Origin of the sequence: Kitasatospora purpeofusca (assembly GCF_042691725.1) — a bacterium.
GTDB lineage: Bacteria > Actinomycetota > Actinomycetes > Streptomycetales > Streptomycetaceae > Kitasatospora > Kitasatospora purpeofusca_B.
In genome coordinates, this window is sequence record NZ_CP170483.1 from 1,428,152 (window position 1) to 1,446,719 (window position 18,568).

Sequence of the window (18,568 nt, forward strand, 5' to 3'; positions counted from 1 at the left end):
GGGCTCGCCCGGATGGTCGAATGGAGGTGTCAGCACTCCCCGCCCACCGCCGGGCGCCGGGATCGGAGGCCAGCCGTGGCACGTGACCGGATCATCACCGGCTTCGACGGTTCGGAGCCCAGCCGGGCCGCGGCCCGCTGGGCGGCGCGCGAGGCCGTCCGGGAGGGGCTGGCGCTCGAAGTGCTGCAGGCCGGGTCGCGGGAGCCGGACCGGGCGCCCACCACCGAGGCCGACGCCCTGCGGACCCTCTTCCCCGGTCTGGAGGTGCGGGTCGCCCACGCGCCGGACGACGCGGTCACCGCGCTCGCGGCGGCCTCGGAGCACGCCGTGCTGCTGGTGCTCGGGTCCCGCGGTCTCGGCTCGCTGCGGGGCTTCCTGACCGGCTCGGTGAGCCAGCGGGTCCTCGGCGCGGCGCACTGCCCGGTGGTGCTGGTGCTGGTGCGGGGCGGCGCCGGCGCCCGGCGGGCGGAGGAGTCGCGCGGCGTGACCGCGGGCCTGGACCTCGCGCATCCGTGGGATCCCGTGCTCGACTTCGCCTTCCGGACCGCCGCCCGGCGCGACGACCCGCTCACCGTGGTGCACGTCTGGGGGCCGCCGACCGGCACCGAGTACCTGCACTTCGGCTCCATCGGCGGCCTGGAGAAGCAGCTGGCCGCCGACGCGCGCCAGGCGCTCGACACGGCGCTCGCCCCCTGGCGCGAACACCACCCGGAGCTCCCGGTGTCCACCGAGGTGCTGATGGGCCACGCCGGGATCACCCTGGTCGACTCGGCCGCCGGGACCGGCCTGCTGGTCATCGGGGCCCGGCACCACCACAACCCGGTGGGCGCCCACCTGGGCCCGGTGGCCCACGCGGTCATCCACCACGCACCCTGCCCGCTCGCCGTCGTACCCCTGCACTGACCGCGCCGGACCCCGCCCACGGTGGTGCCGTGGGCGGGGTCCGGCGCGGCGGACGGGTCCGGTGGCCGTCAGGCGAGCTTCTGGCAGAGCAGCGCGTACGGCCGCGCCGCCCACAGCTGCCACCAGGGCTGGCTGTAGGCCACACCCGCGACGAACTCGTCGTCCGCGCACTGGCCCTTGGCGAAGCCGTACGCGAAGTCACCGCCCCCGGCCACCGCGGGGCGGTTGTCGCCCTTGTCGAACCAGAGCGTGCGGGTCGACGCCCCCGGGGGCGTCGCCGACTTCGCGCAGACCACGCCCATCGTCCGGCCGTTGCGGCTGTATCCGGACACGAAGGAACCCGCGGGGCACTGCGCCTTGGCGTAGCCCGGCGCCCAGTCGGTCGTCACGTAGGTGCCGCCGTGGTCGACGACGAACGCACGGCCGGCGTCCCAGAGGTCCTCCTTCGTGACGTCCGTGCACAGACCGTCGTCGCCGCCGTGGCTGAGCCCGATCAGCCGGCTGCCGTCCGGGCAGGACGCCTTGAGGGCGTACGGGTCCCAGTCCGGCCGGGTCTTCAGGTGGGCGGAGCGGTTGTCGTCGGCCAGGCCGGAGCTGAGCGGGGTCCAGTCCACGATGCGCGGCGGGTTCGGGCCGGTGCTCGCCGAGGCGAGTCGCCATTCGCGGTGGAAGGCGAGGAAGGGCAGGTCCGCCGAGAGGATCGGGGTGCCGAGGACGGCGAGCTGCGCCATCAGCGCCCCGTTGATGTCGAGTCCGCCGTAGAGCACGGCCGCGCCGTTGACGTCCGGCGTGCTGCCGGCGCCGTCGAGGACGATCGAGCCGCTGACGGCGGCCCGCAGGTACGGCTCGATCGACGCCTTCACGCCGATCGTGTCGTACAGGGCGACCGAGCCTTCGGCGAGCAGTCCGGCCTTCGCCGAGGCGGAACCCCTGAGGTCGAGGCGCAGCGGGGTGACGCTGGAGGTCCCGGGGTCGGTGGTGGTGGTCCAGCCCGGGCCCTTGACGTAGTCGGAGTGGACGCCCCACTGGCCGTCGTACGCCTGCTCGGCGTCGAGGGTGACGGTGCCGTCGGCGGCGATGTCGGCGGAGAGGGTGAAGTTCAGGTTGATGACGACGGGCAGGGGGCCCACCATCACCACGGGGCTGGCGCTGTACTTGGCCAGCGGTATCCGGACGGAGGTGCTGCCCGCGAGCTTCGCGCTCACGCGCCAGTCGGCGTGGGCACCCAGGCTGAAGCCGATCCGGGCCTGCTGGGGATCGATCGGGCCGAGGCCGCCCTGGTAGGAGAAGTCGACGGCCGGCGTGAGCGAGACCGAGCCCGAGAGCGTCGCCGAGGACCCGTCCGGCAGCGGGACGGTGGCGTTGGCGCTGAGCCCCAGGCTTGCGGAGACGGAGCCCTGGCCGTCGGCCGTCCCGAGGTCGGTGGTGACCTGGATGCCGCCGAGCTGCGGCTGGACCTGGAACGCGCTCGGGCTGACGGCGCTGTGCAGGCTGGTGCTGGTCGCGCCGAGCAGTTCGGGGAGGGTGGCCGGGCGGGTGGTGACGGCCACCGTCCCGTCGGCGGCCGGCTGCACGCCGGTGACGGCGACCAGCGCGCCGTGCGGGGCCGCCGGGGTGGGCGGGCTGTCGATCAGCTGTCCGGGCCGGACGGCGGCCGCGGCGGCGGGGGCCGCCGCCCGGGCGGACGGCGCCTGCGGACCGGTGGCGGCCGGTGCGAGCACGGCGGCGCCGGTGGCCGGGTCGTAGGAGGAGAGCGCGAGGCCGGGGTCGGCCGCGGCGGTGGCCGGCGCGCTGCCCTGCGCCGGGGTCGCCAGGGTCGCCGCGGCCGTGCCGGACGCCGGGGGCGCCAGCGTCGCCGGCGCGTCGGGCGGCGCAGCCGAAGTGGCGTTCACGCTGGCCGCGTTGGCCGTGGTGGCCGTGGTGGTCGTGGTGGTCGTGGTGGCAGCGGCGGCCGGTACTGCCGCCGCTCCGTTCAGGACGACGCCGCAGAGGAGGAGCACGGTGCTGGTGGCGGCTGCTGACATCGTCAGCTTGCGCACGGTCACGTGGAGGGTCCCTTCCGGTCAACAAAGCTGGATCGGTGGCGACTTGTGGCGGGGCGCATGGCCCGGAGCAGCCGCACGCCGCTCCTGACCGACGGGTAACTTAACATTCGCGGACCGCACGACTGCCCGGTTTCACACGGTTCCCGGACCGCCATGACCGAGATTTCACGGCCCGGGAACGGGCCTTTCCCCCGCGGTTAACGCGAAGCCCGCGCCGCGGCTCCGGCGCCGCCGCCCCCGGCCGCCTCCCCCTGTTCGTGGAGGGCTGTCAGACGTACTGTCAGCAATCCCTGCATCCCTTCCTCCCATGGAGACACCGTGAACCCCGGCAGTCCCGCCCGCGCACCGCGAATACACCGCCGACTCCTCGTGGCCGCCCTCGCGGCGGCCTCACTCCTGGCCGGGGCGGCGTCGACCGCACCGGCCGCCGCCGTGCCCGCCGCCGAGGCTCCGGCGAAGGCCGCCGCACCGGTCCTCAGCGGCGCCGGGCTCGCCGCCTCCTGGACCGGCCCGCTGAGCACCCGGGGCCGCTACATCGTCGACGCCGACGGCGACCGGTTCAAGCTGAAGGCCGGCAACTGGGCAGGCGCCCAAGGCACTTGGGAGGGCAGCGGCTCCACCACGGATCCGGCGAACAACCAGGCCCGCCAGGTGTCGTCCAACATCCCGCTCGGCCTGGACCGGGCCCCGATCAGCCGCATCCTGACGGACCTCCACGGCCTGGGCCTGAACAGCGTCCGACTCCCGTTCGCCAACGCGATGATCCACGACACCGCCCCGGTGCCGGACGCCGCCGTCACCGCCAACCCGCAGCTGCGGGGCAGGACACCGCTCCAGGTGTTCGACGCCGTCGTCGCCGCACTGACCGCCGACGGCTTCGCGGTGATCCTCAACAACCACACCACGAGCTACCGGTTCTGCTGCGGCCTGGACGGCAACGAGCGGTGGAACAGCGGCCAGACGACCCAGCAGTGGGTGGACGACTGGCTGTTCATGGTGAACCGCTACAGGACCGACAAGCGCGTGGTCGGCGCCGATCTGCGCAACGAGATCCGCCGGGACGTCTGGGACGACCCCAACTGGGGGATGGGCGACGGCCACGACGCGTACGCCGCCTTCGAGGAGGCCGGCAACCGGATCCTGCGGGCCGACCCGGACCTGCTGGTCGTCCTGGAGGGCATCAACTGGTACGGCATCCCCGCCGCCGGGTTCTCCCACGGCCGGCCGATGCTCACCCCGGTCGCCACCCTGTCCAACACGCTCGTCCGGTCCGACAAGCTGGTCTACGCCGCGCACTTCTACGCCTACACCGGCCCGGCCAACACCGGCGCCGGGAGCGGCCCGGGCTCCACGAGCGATCCGCGCTACGAGGACTTCACGCCCGAGCAGCTCGCCCAGGTGGTCGACCAGCAAGCCCTCTTCGTCACCCGGTCCGGCCAGCACTTCACCGCGCCGGTGTGGATCAGCGAGTTCGGCGCCGCCGGACGCGGGTCCACGAACAGCAGGGAACAGGCCTGGTTCGACCGCTTCACCGACATCCTGGCCGCCAACGACACCGACTTCGCCGTCTGGCCGCTGGTCGGCTGGCAGAACGGCGGCGTCCCGAACGACACCTGGGCCCTGCTCTCCTACGACGCGGACGGGCGGCGACTCGGCCTCACCGACCCGGGCGACTGGCGCGCCGCCGACTGGACCAAGCTCGTCGACGCGCCCTCGTACACCGGCTGGGTCGCCCCGGTGAACCGCTGGAACATGCTCGACCTCGACCACGGCGACCAGAACGTCTCCACCCGCATGCTGGCCCTGCCGGACTGGAGCAGCGGCAACCGCAAGGGCAACTGCCCCGACGGCCAGCGCCTGGCCGGCCTCGGCCGCGGCGACAGCCGCGGCCTGTGCACCGACGCCGGCCACCCCGCCACCGGCGGCGGAGCCTGGGTGACCGTCACCGACCAGCGCTACGTCACCGGGGGCGACTGGGCCTCCGGCTACGACAAGCTCCAGTGCCCCGACCACACCTTCGCCGTCGGCTACAGCGTCGACAACAACGCCATGGCCGCCCTGCTCTGCGCCCCGTCCGCCACCCCGCTGCCCACCACCGGCCGCACCGTGTGGTTCGACCACGGCGACAACCGCCCGGCCACCGGCGGCTCCCTGGCCGGCGACTGGGCACCGGGTCACTACAAGGGCCAGTGCGCCGACGGCGAGTACCTCGCGGGGGTCGCCGACACCTGGAAGTGGCTCCACTACGGCGTCCCGGACGCCCTGCTCTGCCGCCCGCTGGGCTGACACCGCGACGGACCGGAAATCGCGGCCGAATCGTCGGGCAATTCCCCCGGCACGGCCTTCCGCATTTCCGGGGAAGGGCCACCCGGCCGACATTACCCGAATGCGGTGGACACGCGATATACACGGCGTACACGCAGCTCAGGGCAGACGACTCCACGCCATATCGGCGGGTCGTTTCAGACGTCCGCCCATTCTTCGGGCGATCCCGCCGGCCCCGGACCGCACGATGGGGGCGCGGGAATTCCCCGCGCCCCCATCCCGACTGGAGCACATCCTCATGCGTTCTTCCGTTCGTACGAAGTCGGCCCGTTTCCTGGCCGTCCCCGCCGTCGCCGTGGCGGGCCTGGTCCTCGCGACCGCGCCCGCACACGCCAACCCCATCTCGATCTCCGCCAACGGCGCCGTCGTCGCGGACGCCGGCCGCACGCTGAACGTCACCGTGACCTACCAGTGCAGCCCCTCGTCCGACACGGCCATCATCACCCTGAAGGGCACGCAGTCCACCGTGTCGGGCAAGGGCACGCTCACGGTGCCCTGCAGCGGCACCCCGAGGACCGCGACCGTCCCGGTGAGCACCGCCTCGGCCGACCAGGCGTGGGCCAGGGACGCGGTGGACCTCTCGCTGTACATCGTCGACCAGCACATCAACCGCGTCACCACCACGACCCGGATCGTCGCCAAGTGACCGTCGGACGATGAGCCCGGCCCGGCACTCCCACCGCGGCCCCCTTGTTCCGCCCCGGAAGGCCCCGCCGTCCGCCGGCAGGCCGGGGCGGTCAGCCGAGGGCCTTCTCCAGCGCGGCCAGGTAGTTGCGCATCAGGTGGTCGCGAATGCCCTCGCCGTCCGGGGAGAAGGCGGCGGCGCCCAGGCCCTTTCCGCGGTCGGCCAGGCCGGCGACCAGCCCGGTCTTCTCGCGGACGTGGCCCTCGGAGTCGATCTGGTGCAGCGTCTCCACATGGGTGAAGGCGGGCTCCGGGGGCAGTTGGGGAACGATGTCGTTGTCGTGGACGAACCGGTGGGTACGGCCCTGGAGTCCCTTGTTGTACGCGGCGGCGAGCAGGCGGTCGCAGGTGCGCGGCTGGCCGAAGGTGTAGACGCCGTCGGCCTGGAGCCGGGGGTCCTCCAGGCTCAGCCGGGCGGCGGTGAGCATGGCGAGCGCCCCGCCCAGGCTGTGCCCGGTGAACCACACGCTCTGCCCGTCGGCGCGCAGGTCGTCGATGGCCTTGGCGACGTCGGGGAAGACGGATTCGAGGGCCTCGGCGAAGCCGTAGTGGACGTAGCCGGTGCGGGCGGGTCCGGGCCAGGGCGGGGTGGTGCCGTCGGTGAGCCAGTCGCGGATCTGCGCGGGCTCGGTGCCGCGGAACGCGGTGACGATCATCCGGTCGCCGGCCATGGTGTAGGCCTGGGTGTCCTGGAGCGGGAACGGCGGGGTGAAACCGGTGCGGTGGTGACGCACCGTGTCGAAGCCCCAGTCGTGGGCCTGCGCCTCGATCGTGGCCTCGTCCTTGTAGGCGAGATCGGCGGCCTTGGCCAGACTGTAGGCCAGCGGGAGGCCGAAGCCGGTGGCGTCCTGGTCGAAGGCGGTGGGTACGGCCATGGGGGCACGCTCCTGTCGGGTCGATGGTCGGGTCGATGGTGGGGACGGCGGGCGGGACGGCGGGGCCCTCCGTACGCGCGGTAGCTAACAGATCCTCGGCAGCTGCTCGCCCATCGGCAGGTCGACCACCCGGGTGCCGCCGAACGCCGTCCGGGCGACGACCGTGCCGGGGTGCTCGGCCACGCACTCGCCGATCACCGCCGCGCCCGCGCCCAGCGGGTGCGCCCGCAGGGCGGCGAGCACCGCGTCCGCCTCGCCGCGCGGCACGAAGGCCACCAGCTTGCCCTCGTTGGCGACGTACAGCGGGTCGAGGCCCAGCACGGCGCAGGCGTTGGCCACCTCCGGCGGCACCGGGACGGAGCGCTCGTTCACCACCACGCCGACGCCGGCCGCCGCCGCGATCTCGTTGAGCGCCGCGCCCAGCCCGCCCCGGGTGGGGTCGCGCAGCACGTGCAGGTCGGGGGTGACGGCGAGCATCGCCTCCACCAGCCCGCCGAGCGCGGCGCAGTCGCTCTCGATCGCGACCCCGAACTCCAGGCCCTCGCGCACGCTCATGATCGCGACGCCGTGCAGCCCGATGTCCCCGCTGACGATCACCACATCGCCCGGCACCGCCCGCTGCGGCCGGATGTCCACGCCCGCCGGGACGAGCCCGAGGCCGGCGGTGTTCAGGTAGACGCCGTCGCCCCGGCCGGCCTCGACCACCTTGGTGTCCCCGGTGACGACCTCCACCCCGGCCGCCCGGGCGGCGGCGCCGAGGGCCTTCGCCACCCGGTCCACCACGGCCATCTCCACCCCCTCCTCCAGGATGAAGCCGCAGGACAGGTAGGCGGGCCGCGCCCCGCTCATGGCGAGGTCGTTGACCGTCCCGTTGACCGCGAGGTCGCCGATGCTGCCGCCGGGGAAGAACAGCGGCCGCACGACGTAGGAGTCGGTGGAGAACGCGAGCCTGGCGCCGCCGAGTTCGAGCACGGCGGAGTCCGCGAGGCCGGCCAGGGTCCGGCCGCCGTAGGCGGGGGCGAACAGCCCCGCGACCAGCTCGGCGGACAGCGCCCCGCCACCGCCGTGCCCCATCACCACCCGGGGGTGGTCGCGCAGCGGCAGCGGACAGCTCCACCCGGAGAGGTCGGGTGCGGTGGACGGCTCGGCCAGGGTCTCGGTGTCAGCCAACGGGGCTCGCCTCCCGGGAAACGCCCGGCGCGCCGAGCCGCCGGTAGAGGTAGTACGCGGCGCACGCACCCTCGCTGGACACCATGGTGGCGCCGAGCGGGGTGCGCGGGGTGCAGACGGTGCCGAAGGCCTCGCACTGGTTCGGCTTGAGCAGCCCCTGCAGCACCTCGCCGCTGCGGCACTGCGCGGGCTCGCAGGTGGTGATCCCCGAGACGTCGAAGCGGTGCTCGGCGTCGTGCTCGCGGTAGCGCGCCGAGAGCCGCCAGCCGCTGTCCGGGATGACCCCGATCCCCCGCCAGGCCCGGTCGGTCACCTCGAAGACGTCCGCCAGCATGGCCCGGGCCGCCGGGTTGCCCTCCGGGCGGACGGCCCGCGGGTAGGCGTTGTCCACGGTGTGCTCGCCGCGCTCCAACTGCCGTACGGTGCGCCGGATCCCCTCCAGGATGTCCAGCGGCTCGAAGCCGGTGACCACGATCGGCACCCGGTGGCGCTCGGCCAGCGCCGGGTACTCCTCGATGCCCATCACGCTGCACACGTGCCCGGCCGCGAGGAAGGCCTGCACCCGGCACTCCGGCGCGGTCATGATGGCCTCGACGGCCGGGGGCACCCGCACGTGCGAGACGAGCATGCTGAAGTTGCGCACGCCCTGCTTCCTGGCCTGGTGGACGGCCATGGCGTTCGGCGGGGCGGTGGTCTCGAAGCCGATGCCGAAGAACACCACCTCGCGGTCCGGGTTGTCCTTGGCGATCCGCAGCGCGTCCAGCGGCGAGTAGACCACCCGCACGTCCCCGCCCTCGCCGCGGACGCGGAACAGGTCGCGGTCGGTACCCGGCACCCGCAGCATGTCGCCGAAGGAGCAGAAGATCACCCCGGGCCGGGCGGCGATCGCCAGTGCCCGGTCGATCACCTCCAGCGGGGTCACGCACACCGGGCAGCCCGGCCCGTGGATCAACTCCACTTCCTCGGGCAGCAGTTGGTCGATCCCGTGCCGGATGATGCTGTGCGTCTGCCCGCCGCACACCTCCATCAGCGCCCACGGTCTGGTCACCGCCGCCCGGATGTCGGCGAGCAGTCCGCCCGCCAGCTCCGGGTTCTGGAACTCCTCCAGGTACCTCAATTCCGCTCCTCCGTTCCGGCCGACCCGGCCGCCGCCTCCCACGGGTCACCGAACTCCTCCTGCAACAGGCCGAGTTCGGCGAAGAGGTCGAGGGTCCGCCGGGCCGACTCCTCGTCCAGCCGCTGCAGCGCGAACCCCACGTGCACGATGGCGTACTCACCCACCGCCAGATCGGGGAGGTACTCCAGGCAGACGTCCTTGACCACGCCGCCGAAGTCGACGACCGCCATCCGTGTGCCGTCCCGCTCCGCGATCTCCATCACCCTGCCGGGCACCGCCAGGCACATGCGCGCTCTCCTCTCCACTCTCAACCGGCGCCCGGACCGCCGGCCCGGGCACCCACCATCAGCTGGCCGAGCGCCAGTCCGCCGTCGTTGGGGGGCACCCGGCGGTGCCGCAGCACGGTGAAGCCGTCCGCCCGCAGGCCCCGCCCGCAGTCGGCGGAGAGCAGCGCGTTGGCGAAGACCCCGCCGGTCAGGGCGACCGTCTCCAGTCCGCACTCCTCCCGGGCGGCCCGGCACAGCGCGCGGACCAGGCCGGCCACCGCGGCGTGGAAGCGGGCGGCGACCAGGCCGGCCGGCGCCCCGGCGCCGAGGTCCGCGACCGCCGCCGCCAGCACCGGCCCGGGGTCGGCGACCAGCACGCCGCCCTCGTGGCGGAGCGCGAAGGCGTACCCGTCGGCCGGGCCGTGCGCCAGCGCCGCCGCCTCCAGCTCGACCGCCGCCTGCGCCTCGTACCCGGCCAACGGACAGACCCCGGCCAGCGCGGACACCGCGTCGAACAGCCGCCCCATGCTGGAGGTCGGCACACAGTTCAGCGAGCGCTCCAACTGGCGCCGGAGCAGCACCAGTTCATCCTCCGGGCAGTCCCGGACGGCGGGCAGGCCGGCCGTCCACGGCAGGCCCGCCGCCCACAGGTGGGCGAGCGCCATCCGGTACGGGCGCCGCACCGCCGCGTCGCCGCCCGGCAGCGGCACGTACGCCAGCCGGCCGAACCGGCGGAAGCCGTCGTAGTCGGCGAGCAGCACCTCGCCGCCCCACACCGCGCCGTCGTCGCCGTAGCCGGTGCCGTCGAACGCGACGCCGATGACCGGGCGGCGGCCGTCCAGCCCGTGCTCCGCCATCGCCGAGGCGATGTGCGCGTGGTGGTGCTGGACCGTCCGCAGCTCCGCCGCGGGGAGGGCGCGCCGGGCGTGCCGGGCGGACCGGTAGCCGGGGTGGCGGTCCACCACCAGCAGCTGCGGCCGGACCCCGGTGACGGCCCCCAACTGGGCCGCCGCGCGGTCGAAGGCGCCCAGCGTGGCGAGGTCGTCCATGTCCCCGATGTGGCCGGACAGCCAGGCGTAGCCGTCCTCCGCCAGCGCGAGGACGTTCTTGAGGTCGCCGCCGGCGGCCAGCGCGGGCCGCACCGGCACGGGGAGCGGCAGCGGCAGCGGCGCGTAGCCGCGCGAGCGGCGCAGCGGCAACGGTTCCCCGTCCACCACGCGCACCACCGAGTCCTCGCACGGGACGTGGATGGCCCGGTCGTGGGTCAGCCAGCCGTCGACCAGCGGGACGAGCCGTGCGAGGGCCTCCCGGTCGTCCGTCACGATCGGCTCGCCGGACAGGTTGGCACTGGTCATCACGAGCAGCCCGGGGCCGGGCGGGGCGAGCAGCAGGTGGTGCAGCGGGGTGTACGGCAGCATGACGCCGAGGTCGGGGCTGCCGGGCGCCACGGCCTCCGGCACCGCCGACGCCGGGCCCGAACGGCGCAGCAGCACGATCGGCCGGGCGGGGCCGGTGAGCAGTTCCTCCTCGACCGGGCCCGGCCGGACCAGGGCGGCGATCTCCGCGAGGTCCCGGGCCATCAGGGCGAAGGGCTTGGCGCCGCGCCGCTTGCGCAGGCGCAGCCGGGTGACGCTCTCCTCGTTCCGCGCGTCGCACGCCAGGTGGTAGCCGCCGATGCCCTTGACGGCGAGGACCGCCCCCTCGCGCAGCAGCCGGCGGGCGCCGTCGAGGGCGGCCTCGCGTTCGACGGCCGGCCGGCCCGGGACGACGAGGGCGAGCCGGGGCCCGCAGGCGTGGCAGCAGACCGGCTGGGCGTGGAAGCGCCGGTCGGCCGGGTCGGTGTACTCCCGGGTGCAGTCCGGGCAGAGCGGGAAGCCGGCCATGGTGGTGTTGGCCCGGTCGTAGGGCAGGCCGGTGACGATGGTGTGGCGCGGTCCGCAGTTGGTGCAGCTGATGAACGGGTGCCGGTGGCGGCGGTCGGCCGGGTCGGCGAGTTCGGCGAGGCAGTCGGCGCAGGTGGCGGTGTCCGGCGGTACCGGGGTCCGGTGCGGGCCGTCGCCGCGGGACGGGGTGATGGCGAAGCCGCGGTCGCCGGTGGGGGGCAGCGGCGCGTGGTCCACGGCGGCGACCAGGGCGAGCGGCGGAGCGTCGCCGGCGATGCGGCGGCAGAACGCCTCGACGGCCTCCCGCCGCCCCTCGACCTCGGCCAGCACGCCTTCGCCGGTGTTGGTGACGGTGCCGGCGAGCCCCAGTTCGGTGGCGAGCGCGAAGACGAAGGGCCGGAAGCCGACGCCCTGGACGACGCCGCTCACGGCCACCCGGCGCCGTACCGGGCCGGCCGGTGCCGGCCCTGCCGTCACGACAGCTCCGCGGCCGCGTCCGCGTGCCCGTGCGAGTGCTCGTGCGAGTGCTCGTGCGAGTGCTCAGGGCCGTGCGAGTGCCCGTGCCCGTGCTGCGGCGCCGCCGCCATCACCGGCCGGTGGACCTGCCCGCCGTCCAGCACGGCGAGGGCCCGGTCCAACAGCTCCCCCACCCCCTGCCCGGTCCGGGCCGAGGTGAAGACCACCTCCACCCCCGGGTTGACCCGCGCGACGGCGGCCAGGAACGCGGCCTCGTCGAAGTCCACCGCCGCCGCCAGGTCGGCCTTGGTCACCAGTACGAGGTTGGCCAGCCCGAACGCCGTCGGGTACTTGAGCGGCTTGTCCTCCCCCTCGGTGACCGAGGCGAGCGTCACCCGCAGCGACTCGCCGAGGTCGTAGGAGGCGGGGCAGACCAGGTTGCCGACGTTCTCCACGAACAGCAGCCTGGTCCCCTCCGGGAGCCAGCCGGCCAGCTGCCCGGCGAGCATCGCGGTCTCCAGGTGGCACAGCCCGTCGGTGAGCACCTGCTTCACCGGCACGCCCGAACGGGCGAGGCGCACCGCGTCGTTCTCCGTCGCGAGGTCGGCGGTGAGCGCCGCGACCGCGATCCCGCGCTCCCGGGCCAGCCCGAGTTCGGCCTCCAGCAGCGCCGTCTTCCCGCTGCCCGGGCTGGAGAGCAGGTTCACCGCGACGGTGCCCCGGGCGAGCAGCCGGGCGCGCAACTCGCGCGCGCCGTCGTCGTTCCGGGCGAGGACCGCCTGCCGGAGTTCCACCGAGCGACACATGGGGTTCAGCCTTCCTGTCCGGCGCCGGCGCCCGGCGGGCGTGCGGCCCACTCGACGCCGAGGATCTGCAGTTCGCGGCCCGCCAGCAGCTCGACCCGGCTGCCGTCGCAGTGCGGGCAGCCGAGGTCGGGCGGCATGCCGACGGCCCACTCGGTCGCGCACGGCACGCACCTGGCCCGTGCGGGCACCGCCTCGGTCTCCAGCGCGGCGCCCTCCACCAGCGTTCCGGCGCAGGCCAGTTCGAAGCAGAAGTCGAGGGCCGCGGGCACCACTCCGGCCAGCTCGCCGACCTGGAGGCGCACCCGTGCGACCGCGTCCGCCCCGTGCTCGCGCGCCGCGGCGTCCACCTGCTCCACGACGGCCGTCGCGATCGACATCTCGTGCATGGGCCCCGTTCCCGCCTGGGAGGCAACAGGCCCCATTACAGGCCGCGGCGGCGGCAGCGGCCCGAAGCCGCGCCGCCGCCGTGCCCGGGACTACGCCGGACGCACCAACGCCGCCGTCACATCCGGCGGATGCGCAGATAGCGCTTCAGGTCGTCCAGGTTCTGCACGACCAGCGCCACGACGGCGGCCAGCACGGCCGCGCACAGCAGTTTCCTCATGACGGTGAGACCTCTCTGTTGGCCAGCTCCCGCGCCCCGACGGTCCGCAGGACCGTCCGGACCGCCTCCTCGACGGCTGCGGCCACCGGTGCGCTCAGTCCGATCCCCTCCTCCAGCGACTCCGGTTCGCACCCCACCACGAGGACCCGGCCGGGCGGGGAGCCGCCCGTCCCGGCGGCCAGCGTGCCGAGCAGCGCGAGCACGGCGTCCGGGCCCATCCGGTGCCCGTCCAGCACGGGCGCCTCCACCGCTCCGGCGTCCGCCTCGATGAGGTAGACCGTGCCCGGCGCGCCGCCGCGGGCGGTGGCGTCGACGAGCACCAGCATCCGGTAGCCGTCGAGGAGTCGGTACGCCAGGTGGACCCCGCGCACGCCGACGTCGAGCAGTTCGACGTCGGCCGGCAACGCGTGCTCGCGCAGCCGCCGCACGGTCTCCACCCCGAAGCCGTCGTCGCCGAGGAAGATGTTGCCCACCCCGGCGACCAGCACCTTTCCCGTCGTCACGGCGCCTCCAGCGGGGTGATCTCGTCGGGCTGGAAGTACCGGAAGCGGCCCTGGGCGCGCCACAGGTCGGCCCCCGGGTCGTCCTCCAGCGTGACCGCCAGGTGCACCGAGCCGTCGAGGTCGTGCAGCACGGCCTCCACCACGGCGGTCCGGCCGTCCAGGAAGAGGTCCTGGGCGTCGGTGCGCCGCCGTCCCGGCCGCAGCAGGACCCGGCTGCCGGCGCCGACCTCGCGGCCGTCGACCAGGACCCGGTCGTGGTCCGGGTCCACCTCGGGGTCGTCGCCCGGGTCCCACCAGGGCTGTCCGGGCGCGTTGCCGGTGATCTCGCGCAGGCCCCGGACGGCGCCGTGCAGGCGCTCCAGCACCTCCGGGGGCATCGAGTCGGCGAGGTCGATCACCGCGCCGGCCCGCTCGTCGGTCCCCCGGGCCTCGCGCTTCTCGCGGTCCGTCAGGGCGGCGGTCCGCAGGGCGAGGATCTCGTCGATCTCGGTGGCGTCGTAGAGCGCACCGGGGCTCTCCGGGGCGATGCTCGGGTGGTCCTCCAGGATGATCGGCGAGGAGAGCACCACCCGGTCGCGGCCGGGCGGCCCGGCCAGCACCGGCCAGGTGTGCTCGTTGCGGCACTGCGCCGAGGCGGCCCGGGCCCACTCGGGCGGGTCGGTCGGCGACAGGAAGGAGCCGCGGTCGAGCCCCAGCAGCAGATGCGCCGAGACCAGCGAGCGCGCCAGCGCCGCGTCCCGCCCGTCGTCCGGCCGCGGCGCCCAGTCGGTGGTGTTCTCCACCACGGCGGTCAGCAGCCGCACCCCGTACGGTCCCGGGACATCCCGGGCCGTCAGCCGCAGCAGGCCGTCGGTCCGCTCCCAGCGGCGCAGCAGCCGGCCGACGGTGGCGCCGTCCGCGCGCAGCCGTTCCACCTCCCGGCCGGCCGGGAGGTGGAAGGGCCGTACCACCTCGCCGTCCAACTCATCGACGGGCACGACGAGTTCGATGCGCTGCTCGACCCCCTCGTCCCAGGGCACCAGGACCCGGTCGGCGAGCTCCAGTTCGTCGGTCTCCTCGAAACCGCCGCCGGGCAGGGCCCGCTCGACGGTGCGCCGGCGCGCCCGCAGGAAGCGCAGTTCGACGGCCAGCCGGTCGCCGGGGCGCGGTTCGGCGAGGCATTCGGTGCGCTGGTGGAAGTGTTCGCCGCGGTCCGCGCCGTAGCCGGGCGGGACGAGCACGCCGAACTGCCAGCGCAGCCGGTTCTTGGCCGCGGAGGCCCGGTAGGGGTAGAGCACATAGCCCTCGAACAGGACGGCGTCGGCGATCTGCCGGGCCTGCGCGAACCTGGCCTCGACCTCGGCGGCGAAGGCGCCCTCGGGGGTGGCGGGGGCGGTCACCGGGCCGCCTCCCCGACCCCGGTGCCCGCCAGCAGCTCGCGCACGGTCGCCTCCCAGGACGGCAGGGCGCGGCGCGAGCGGTAGGCGAGCAGCGCGTCCATCAGGTCCTCGGGCAGCCGCAGCCAGCCGCAGCCCGGGAAGTGCCGGTCGATCGCCTCGCGCCACACCCCGGCGGGCATCCGGACGGCGGCCTCCCGGTCCCAGGGGACCGGGGAGACCTGGAAGCCGCCGGGGCCGGCGAAGGCGGTGCCGGAGAACAGCAGCAGCAGGGGGACGTCACCGCCGTCCAGCGCGCCGAGGTAGCGGGCGGCGGCGACGTCCTGGTCGTAGGTCACGGGGACGGGCAGGTCGAGTTCGGTCTCGCCGGTGAAGCCGGGGACCATCAGCGGCACCTGGGCGAACTCGACCGGGTTGAGGGTGGTGCCCCAGCGCGCGCGCTCGCCGAACAGGTCGGTGAGCCGCCCGGCCTCCGTCTCGGCGTAGCCGCGCCGGGCGGGCTCGATGCGCAGCTGGCAGCGCAGCGCCAGGGCGTGCACCCGGGTCCCGGGGGGCGCGGTGATCCGCAGCCGGAACAGCAGGGTGGGTCCGGCGGTGTGCTCGGCCGCCCGGACGGCGGTGCAGGAGAAGGCGAGCGGGGTCACCGGGGTCCGTCCTCTCGCAGCGGCCGGGCCCGTTCGGCGAGCCGGGCGAAGAAGGCGTCGAGTTCGGCCCGGGCCTCGGCCCCGCCGTCGAACCCCTTCCAGCGGCGCCGCAGCCTGCCGACCAGTTCGTAGCAGGCGTCGATCGGCACCAGCAGGCAGTGGATCCCGGTGTCGGTGCGGCGCAGCAGCAGTGCCTCCACGTCGGGTTCCAGGACGGCGGCGAGCCGGCTGCCGCCGAGGGCGGCCTGCCAGGCGGCCTCGTCGGGTTCGCTCTCGGTGGCCCCGCCCGGGCCGGGGTAGAGCAGCACCAGCCGGTCCTGGCGGGCGTTGCGGAAGAGGAAGGCGGTGCCGACCGGGATGCCGAGGGCCGTCCAGGCCTGCTCGCCGAGCCGGTGGCCGGGGTCGGTGAGGTGGCGGTCGGGGACGTGCCGGTAGCGGCCGCCGGCCGCGCCGGGCTGCTGGAACAGCAGCGCGCAGGCGGTGCAGACGCAGGTGAGGGTCTGCTCCTCGGTGTCCACCAGGTGCCGGTGCGACGGGGGGACGCCCTGGCCGCAGAAGGCGCAGCGCTCCGGCTGCGGCGCCGCGGGCTCGCGCAGCCGGTGCAGCAGGGCGGTGCCGGGGCGGGCGAGTTGGCGGGTGCTCACCGGGCGGCCTCCGCGGGGGCGCCGGGCCGGGCGCCGATCTGCAGCAGCTGCGCCGCGCGTTCGACCACGGTGGCCGTCACCTCGGGCGCGTGGCAGGCGAGGACGGCCTCGATGTCCTCCTCGGAGCAGCCGCAGCCGGCGCGGGCGCGGCGCAGCCGGGCGGTCCCGGTGGCGGGGTCGAAGCCGGCCAGCTCGACCGGTTCGGGCAGCGCGGCGAGCGCCCGGGCGATCCGGGCCTCGGTGTCCTCGGGGTGCAGCTCGTGCAGGACGAGCAGTCCGGCGACCGCCGGGTCGTCCAGCAGCGCGGTGAGGGCGGGCCCGGGCAGCGCCCCGACGATCCGGGCGAGGCCGTCGTGGTAGAAGTCCATGAGGTCGCGCACCAGTTGCTCGCCGGCCTGCTGGGCCGCGCCGTCGCCGCCGATCCCGTCGAGCCGGTCGAGGGCCTCCTGGATCCGCAGGCCGGTCTGTTCCGCCGTCATGCGGTGAGTCCGCTCAGGCCGGTGGGCACGTGCATCTGCTGCACGGTCCGGCCGCCGCCGACGTACATGTGCACGCCGCAGGGCAGACAGGGGTCGAAGCTGCGGACGGCGCGCATGATGTCGATGCCCTTGAAGTCCTCCGGCGGGTTCTCCTCGAAGATCGGCGTGTTCTGCACGGCGTCCTCGTAGGGCCCGGGCGTGCCGTAGCTGTCGCGCACGCTGGCGTTCCACGGGGTGGGCGGGTAGGGGTGGTAGTTGGCGATCTTGCCGTCCCGGATCACCATGTGGTGGGACAGGACGCCGCGCACGGCCTCGGTGAAGCCGCAGCCGACGGACTCGTCCGGCACCTCGAAGCGCTCCCAGGTCCGGCTGCGGCCGGCCCGCACCTCGTCCAGCGCCTTCTCCGCGAAGTGCAGCGCGCAGGCGGCCGCGTAGGCCTGGAAGTAGGTGCGGGCGCGGTTGCGTTCGAGGGCGTTGCTCCACTGCGGGATCTTCCACTCGAAGGTGGTCTGCGGCTTGGTCATCGAGCGCGGCAGGTTGATCTGCACGCTGTGCCCGGTGGCCTTGACGTAGCCGATGTCGACCAGCCCGGACAGGGCGGTGGACCACAGCCGGGCGATCGGGCCGCCGCCGGTGTCCAGGGCGAGGTGGTCGGTGCCGTCGAACCAGCGCGGGGACATCACCCAGCTGTACTTGTCGTCGAAGTCGCGCTTCTGCGGGGCGGGGATGGTGTGCTGGTTCCAGGGGTGGCGGGGGTCGACCGGGTTGCCCAGCGGGTCGTGGGTGACGAACAGCTCCTGGCCCTGCCAGTCCTGGTAGTAGGAGCTGCCGAGCAGGATGCGGATGCCGAGGTTGATCCGGGTGAGGTCGTTGGTGACCAGCTTGCCGTCGACCACGACGCCGGGGGTGACGAACATCCGCCGGCCCCAGTCGGTCATGTTGCGGTAGGTGAAGTCGCAGTGGTCGGGGTCGTTGAGGCTGCCCCAGCAGCCGAGCAGGACGCGCCGGCGGCCGACCTCCTCGTACCCGGGCAGCGCCTCGTAGAAGAAGTCGAAGAGGTCGTCGTGCAGCGGCACGACCTTCTTCATGAACTCCACGTAGCGCATCAGCCGGCTGAGGTAGTCGGTGAACAGCTGGACGGTGGCCACCGTGCCGACGCCGCCCGGGTAGAGCGTGGAGGGGTGCACATGGCGGCCCTCCATCAGGCAGAACATCTCCCGGGTGTAGCGGCTGACCTGGAGCGCCTCGCGGTAGAACTCGCCCTCGATGGGGTTGAGCGAGCGCATGATGTCGGCGATGGTGCGGTAGCCGTGGTCGCCGGCGTGCGGGGCCTCGGTGCGCTCGGCGAGCTCCAGCACGCCGGGGTTGGTCTCGCGGACCATCTTCTCGCAGTAGTCGACCCCGACCAGGTTCTCCTGGAAGATGTTGTGGTCGAACATGTACTCGGCGGCCTCGCCGAGGTTGATGATCCACTCGCCGAGGTGCGGGGGCTTCACGCCGTACGCCATGTTCTGCGCGTAGACCGAGCAGGTGGCGTGGTTGTCGCCGCAGATGCCGCAGATCCGGCTGGTGATGAAGTGCGCGTCGCGGGGGTCCTTGCCCCGCATGAAGACGCTGTAGCCGCGGAAGACCGAGGAGGTGCTGTAGCACTCCGCGACCTTCTTCTGCTTGAAGTCGATCTTCGTGTGGATGCCCAGGCTGCCCACGATCCGGGTGATCGGGTCCCAGGACATCTCCACCAGGCCGCTGCCGTCCCCGGTCGCCCTGCTCGTCGCTGTCATCGTGTCT

At 74.4% G+C, this 18,568-nt stretch carries 18 protein-coding genes; 3 read left to right on the top strand and 15 right to left on the bottom strand.

Annotated elements, in window-relative coordinates; translation table 11 throughout:
• Positions 1-75: 75 nt before the first annotated feature.
• Positions 76-903 (top strand): universal stress protein, encoded by an 828-nt coding sequence (locus ACFCLZ_RS05485; RefSeq protein WP_380283544.1) that lies wholly within the window; start codon positions 76-78, stop codon positions 901-903.
• A gap of 68 nt (positions 904-971) precedes the next feature.
• Here ACFCLZ_RS05485 and ACFCLZ_RS05490 read toward each other — a convergent pair whose 3' ends face one another.
• A complete protein-coding gene (locus ACFCLZ_RS05490; RefSeq protein WP_380283546.1) occupies positions 972-2,948 on the bottom strand; it encodes a hypothetical protein in 1,977 nt (658 codons plus the stop codon).
• 318 nt (positions 2,949-3,266) lie between these two features.
• Between ACFCLZ_RS05490 and ACFCLZ_RS05495 the strand changes: the two genes are divergently transcribed.
• Positions 3,267-5,234: a glycoside hydrolase family 5 protein gene (locus ACFCLZ_RS05495; protein ID WP_380283547.1), complete on the top strand. Its 1,968-nt coding sequence runs from the start codon at positions 3,267-3,269 to the stop codon at positions 5,232-5,234.
• Positions 5,235-5,511: 277 nt separating this feature from the next.
• Positions 5,512-5,919, top strand: a complete 408-nt coding sequence (locus ACFCLZ_RS05500; RefSeq protein WP_380283548.1) for a hypothetical protein — start codon at positions 5,512-5,514, stop codon at positions 5,917-5,919.
• Positions 5,920-6,010: 91 nt separating this feature from the next.
• Here the strand turns inward: ACFCLZ_RS05500 and ACFCLZ_RS05505 are convergent, their stop codons facing one another.
• The 14 genes from ACFCLZ_RS05505 to ACFCLZ_RS05570 all read right to left on the bottom strand — a co-directional run bounded on the left by ACFCLZ_RS05505 (position 6,011) and on the right by ACFCLZ_RS05570 (position 18,561).
• A complete protein-coding gene (locus ACFCLZ_RS05505) occupies positions 6,011-6,832 on the bottom strand; it encodes a lipase family protein (RefSeq protein ID WP_380283549.1) in 822 nt (273 codons plus the stop codon).
• Between the two features lie 84 nt (positions 6,833-6,916).
• A complete protein-coding gene (gene hypE / locus ACFCLZ_RS05510) occupies positions 6,917-7,906 on the bottom strand; it encodes a hydrogenase expression/formation protein HypE (protein ID WP_380286085.1) in 990 nt (329 codons plus the stop codon).
• 88 nt (positions 7,907-7,994) lie between these two features.
• On the bottom strand, positions 7,995-9,119 hold the full coding sequence (gene hypD / locus ACFCLZ_RS05515; RefSeq protein ID WP_380283550.1) for a hydrogenase formation protein HypD: 1,125 nt from the start codon (positions 9,117-9,119) through the stop codon (positions 7,995-7,997).
• Entirely contained in the window at positions 9,116-9,406 is a 291-nt protein-coding gene (locus ACFCLZ_RS05520) for a HypC/HybG/HupF family hydrogenase formation chaperone (protein ID WP_380283551.1), read from the bottom strand. Before ACFCLZ_RS05520 ends, hypD begins: the two co-directional genes overlap by 4 nt.
• 20 nt (positions 9,407-9,426) lie before the next feature.
• Entirely contained in the window at positions 9,427-11,745 is a 2,319-nt protein-coding gene (hypF, locus tag ACFCLZ_RS05525; RefSeq protein ID WP_380283552.1) for a carbamoyltransferase HypF, read from the bottom strand.
• Positions 11,742-12,530, bottom strand: a complete 789-nt coding sequence (hypB, locus tag ACFCLZ_RS05530; protein ID WP_380283553.1) for a hydrogenase nickel incorporation protein HypB — start codon at positions 12,528-12,530, stop codon at positions 11,742-11,744. Before hypB ends, hypF begins: the two co-directional genes overlap by 4 nt.
• A 5-nt stretch (positions 12,531-12,535) precedes the next feature.
• Positions 12,536-12,916, bottom strand: coding sequence for a hydrogenase maturation nickel metallochaperone HypA (gene hypA, locus ACFCLZ_RS05535; protein WP_380283554.1), 381 nt, complete (start codon positions 12,914-12,916; stop codon positions 12,536-12,538).
• A 116-nt stretch (positions 12,917-13,032) separates the two neighbouring features.
• Positions 13,033-13,134: a DUF6893 family small protein gene (locus ACFCLZ_RS05540; RefSeq protein WP_380283557.1), complete on the bottom strand. Its 102-nt coding sequence runs from the start codon at positions 13,132-13,134 to the stop codon at positions 13,033-13,035.
• Positions 13,131-13,637: a hydrogenase maturation protease gene (locus tag ACFCLZ_RS05545; RefSeq protein ID WP_380283558.1), complete on the bottom strand. Its 507-nt coding sequence runs from the start codon at positions 13,635-13,637 to the stop codon at positions 13,131-13,133. Before ACFCLZ_RS05545 ends, ACFCLZ_RS05540 begins: the two co-directional genes overlap by 4 nt.
• Entirely contained in the window at positions 13,634-15,016 is a 1,383-nt protein-coding gene (locus tag ACFCLZ_RS05550; protein WP_380283560.1) for a hypothetical protein, read from the bottom strand. The genes ACFCLZ_RS05545 and ACFCLZ_RS05550 overlap by 4 nt, the downstream gene beginning before the upstream one ends.
• Positions 15,013-15,657, bottom strand: coding sequence for a DUF6084 family protein (locus ACFCLZ_RS05555; RefSeq protein WP_380283561.1), 645 nt, complete (start codon positions 15,655-15,657; stop codon positions 15,013-15,015). The genes ACFCLZ_RS05550 and ACFCLZ_RS05555 overlap by 4 nt, the downstream gene beginning before the upstream one ends.
• A complete protein-coding gene (locus tag ACFCLZ_RS05560; protein ID WP_380286087.1) occupies positions 15,654-16,262 on the bottom strand; it encodes a DUF5947 family protein in 609 nt (202 codons plus the stop codon). The genes ACFCLZ_RS05555 and ACFCLZ_RS05560 overlap by 4 nt, the downstream gene beginning before the upstream one ends.
• 35 nt (positions 16,263-16,297) lie before the next feature.
• Positions 16,298-16,780, bottom strand: a complete 483-nt coding sequence (locus ACFCLZ_RS05565) for a thioredoxin (protein ID WP_380283563.1) — start codon at positions 16,778-16,780, stop codon at positions 16,298-16,300.
• Positions 16,777-18,561, bottom strand: coding sequence for a nickel-dependent hydrogenase large subunit (locus tag ACFCLZ_RS05570; RefSeq protein WP_380283565.1), 1,785 nt, complete (start codon positions 18,559-18,561; stop codon positions 16,777-16,779). Before ACFCLZ_RS05570 ends, ACFCLZ_RS05565 begins: the two co-directional genes overlap by 4 nt.
• Between the last annotated feature and the right edge of the window lie 7 nt (positions 18,562-18,568).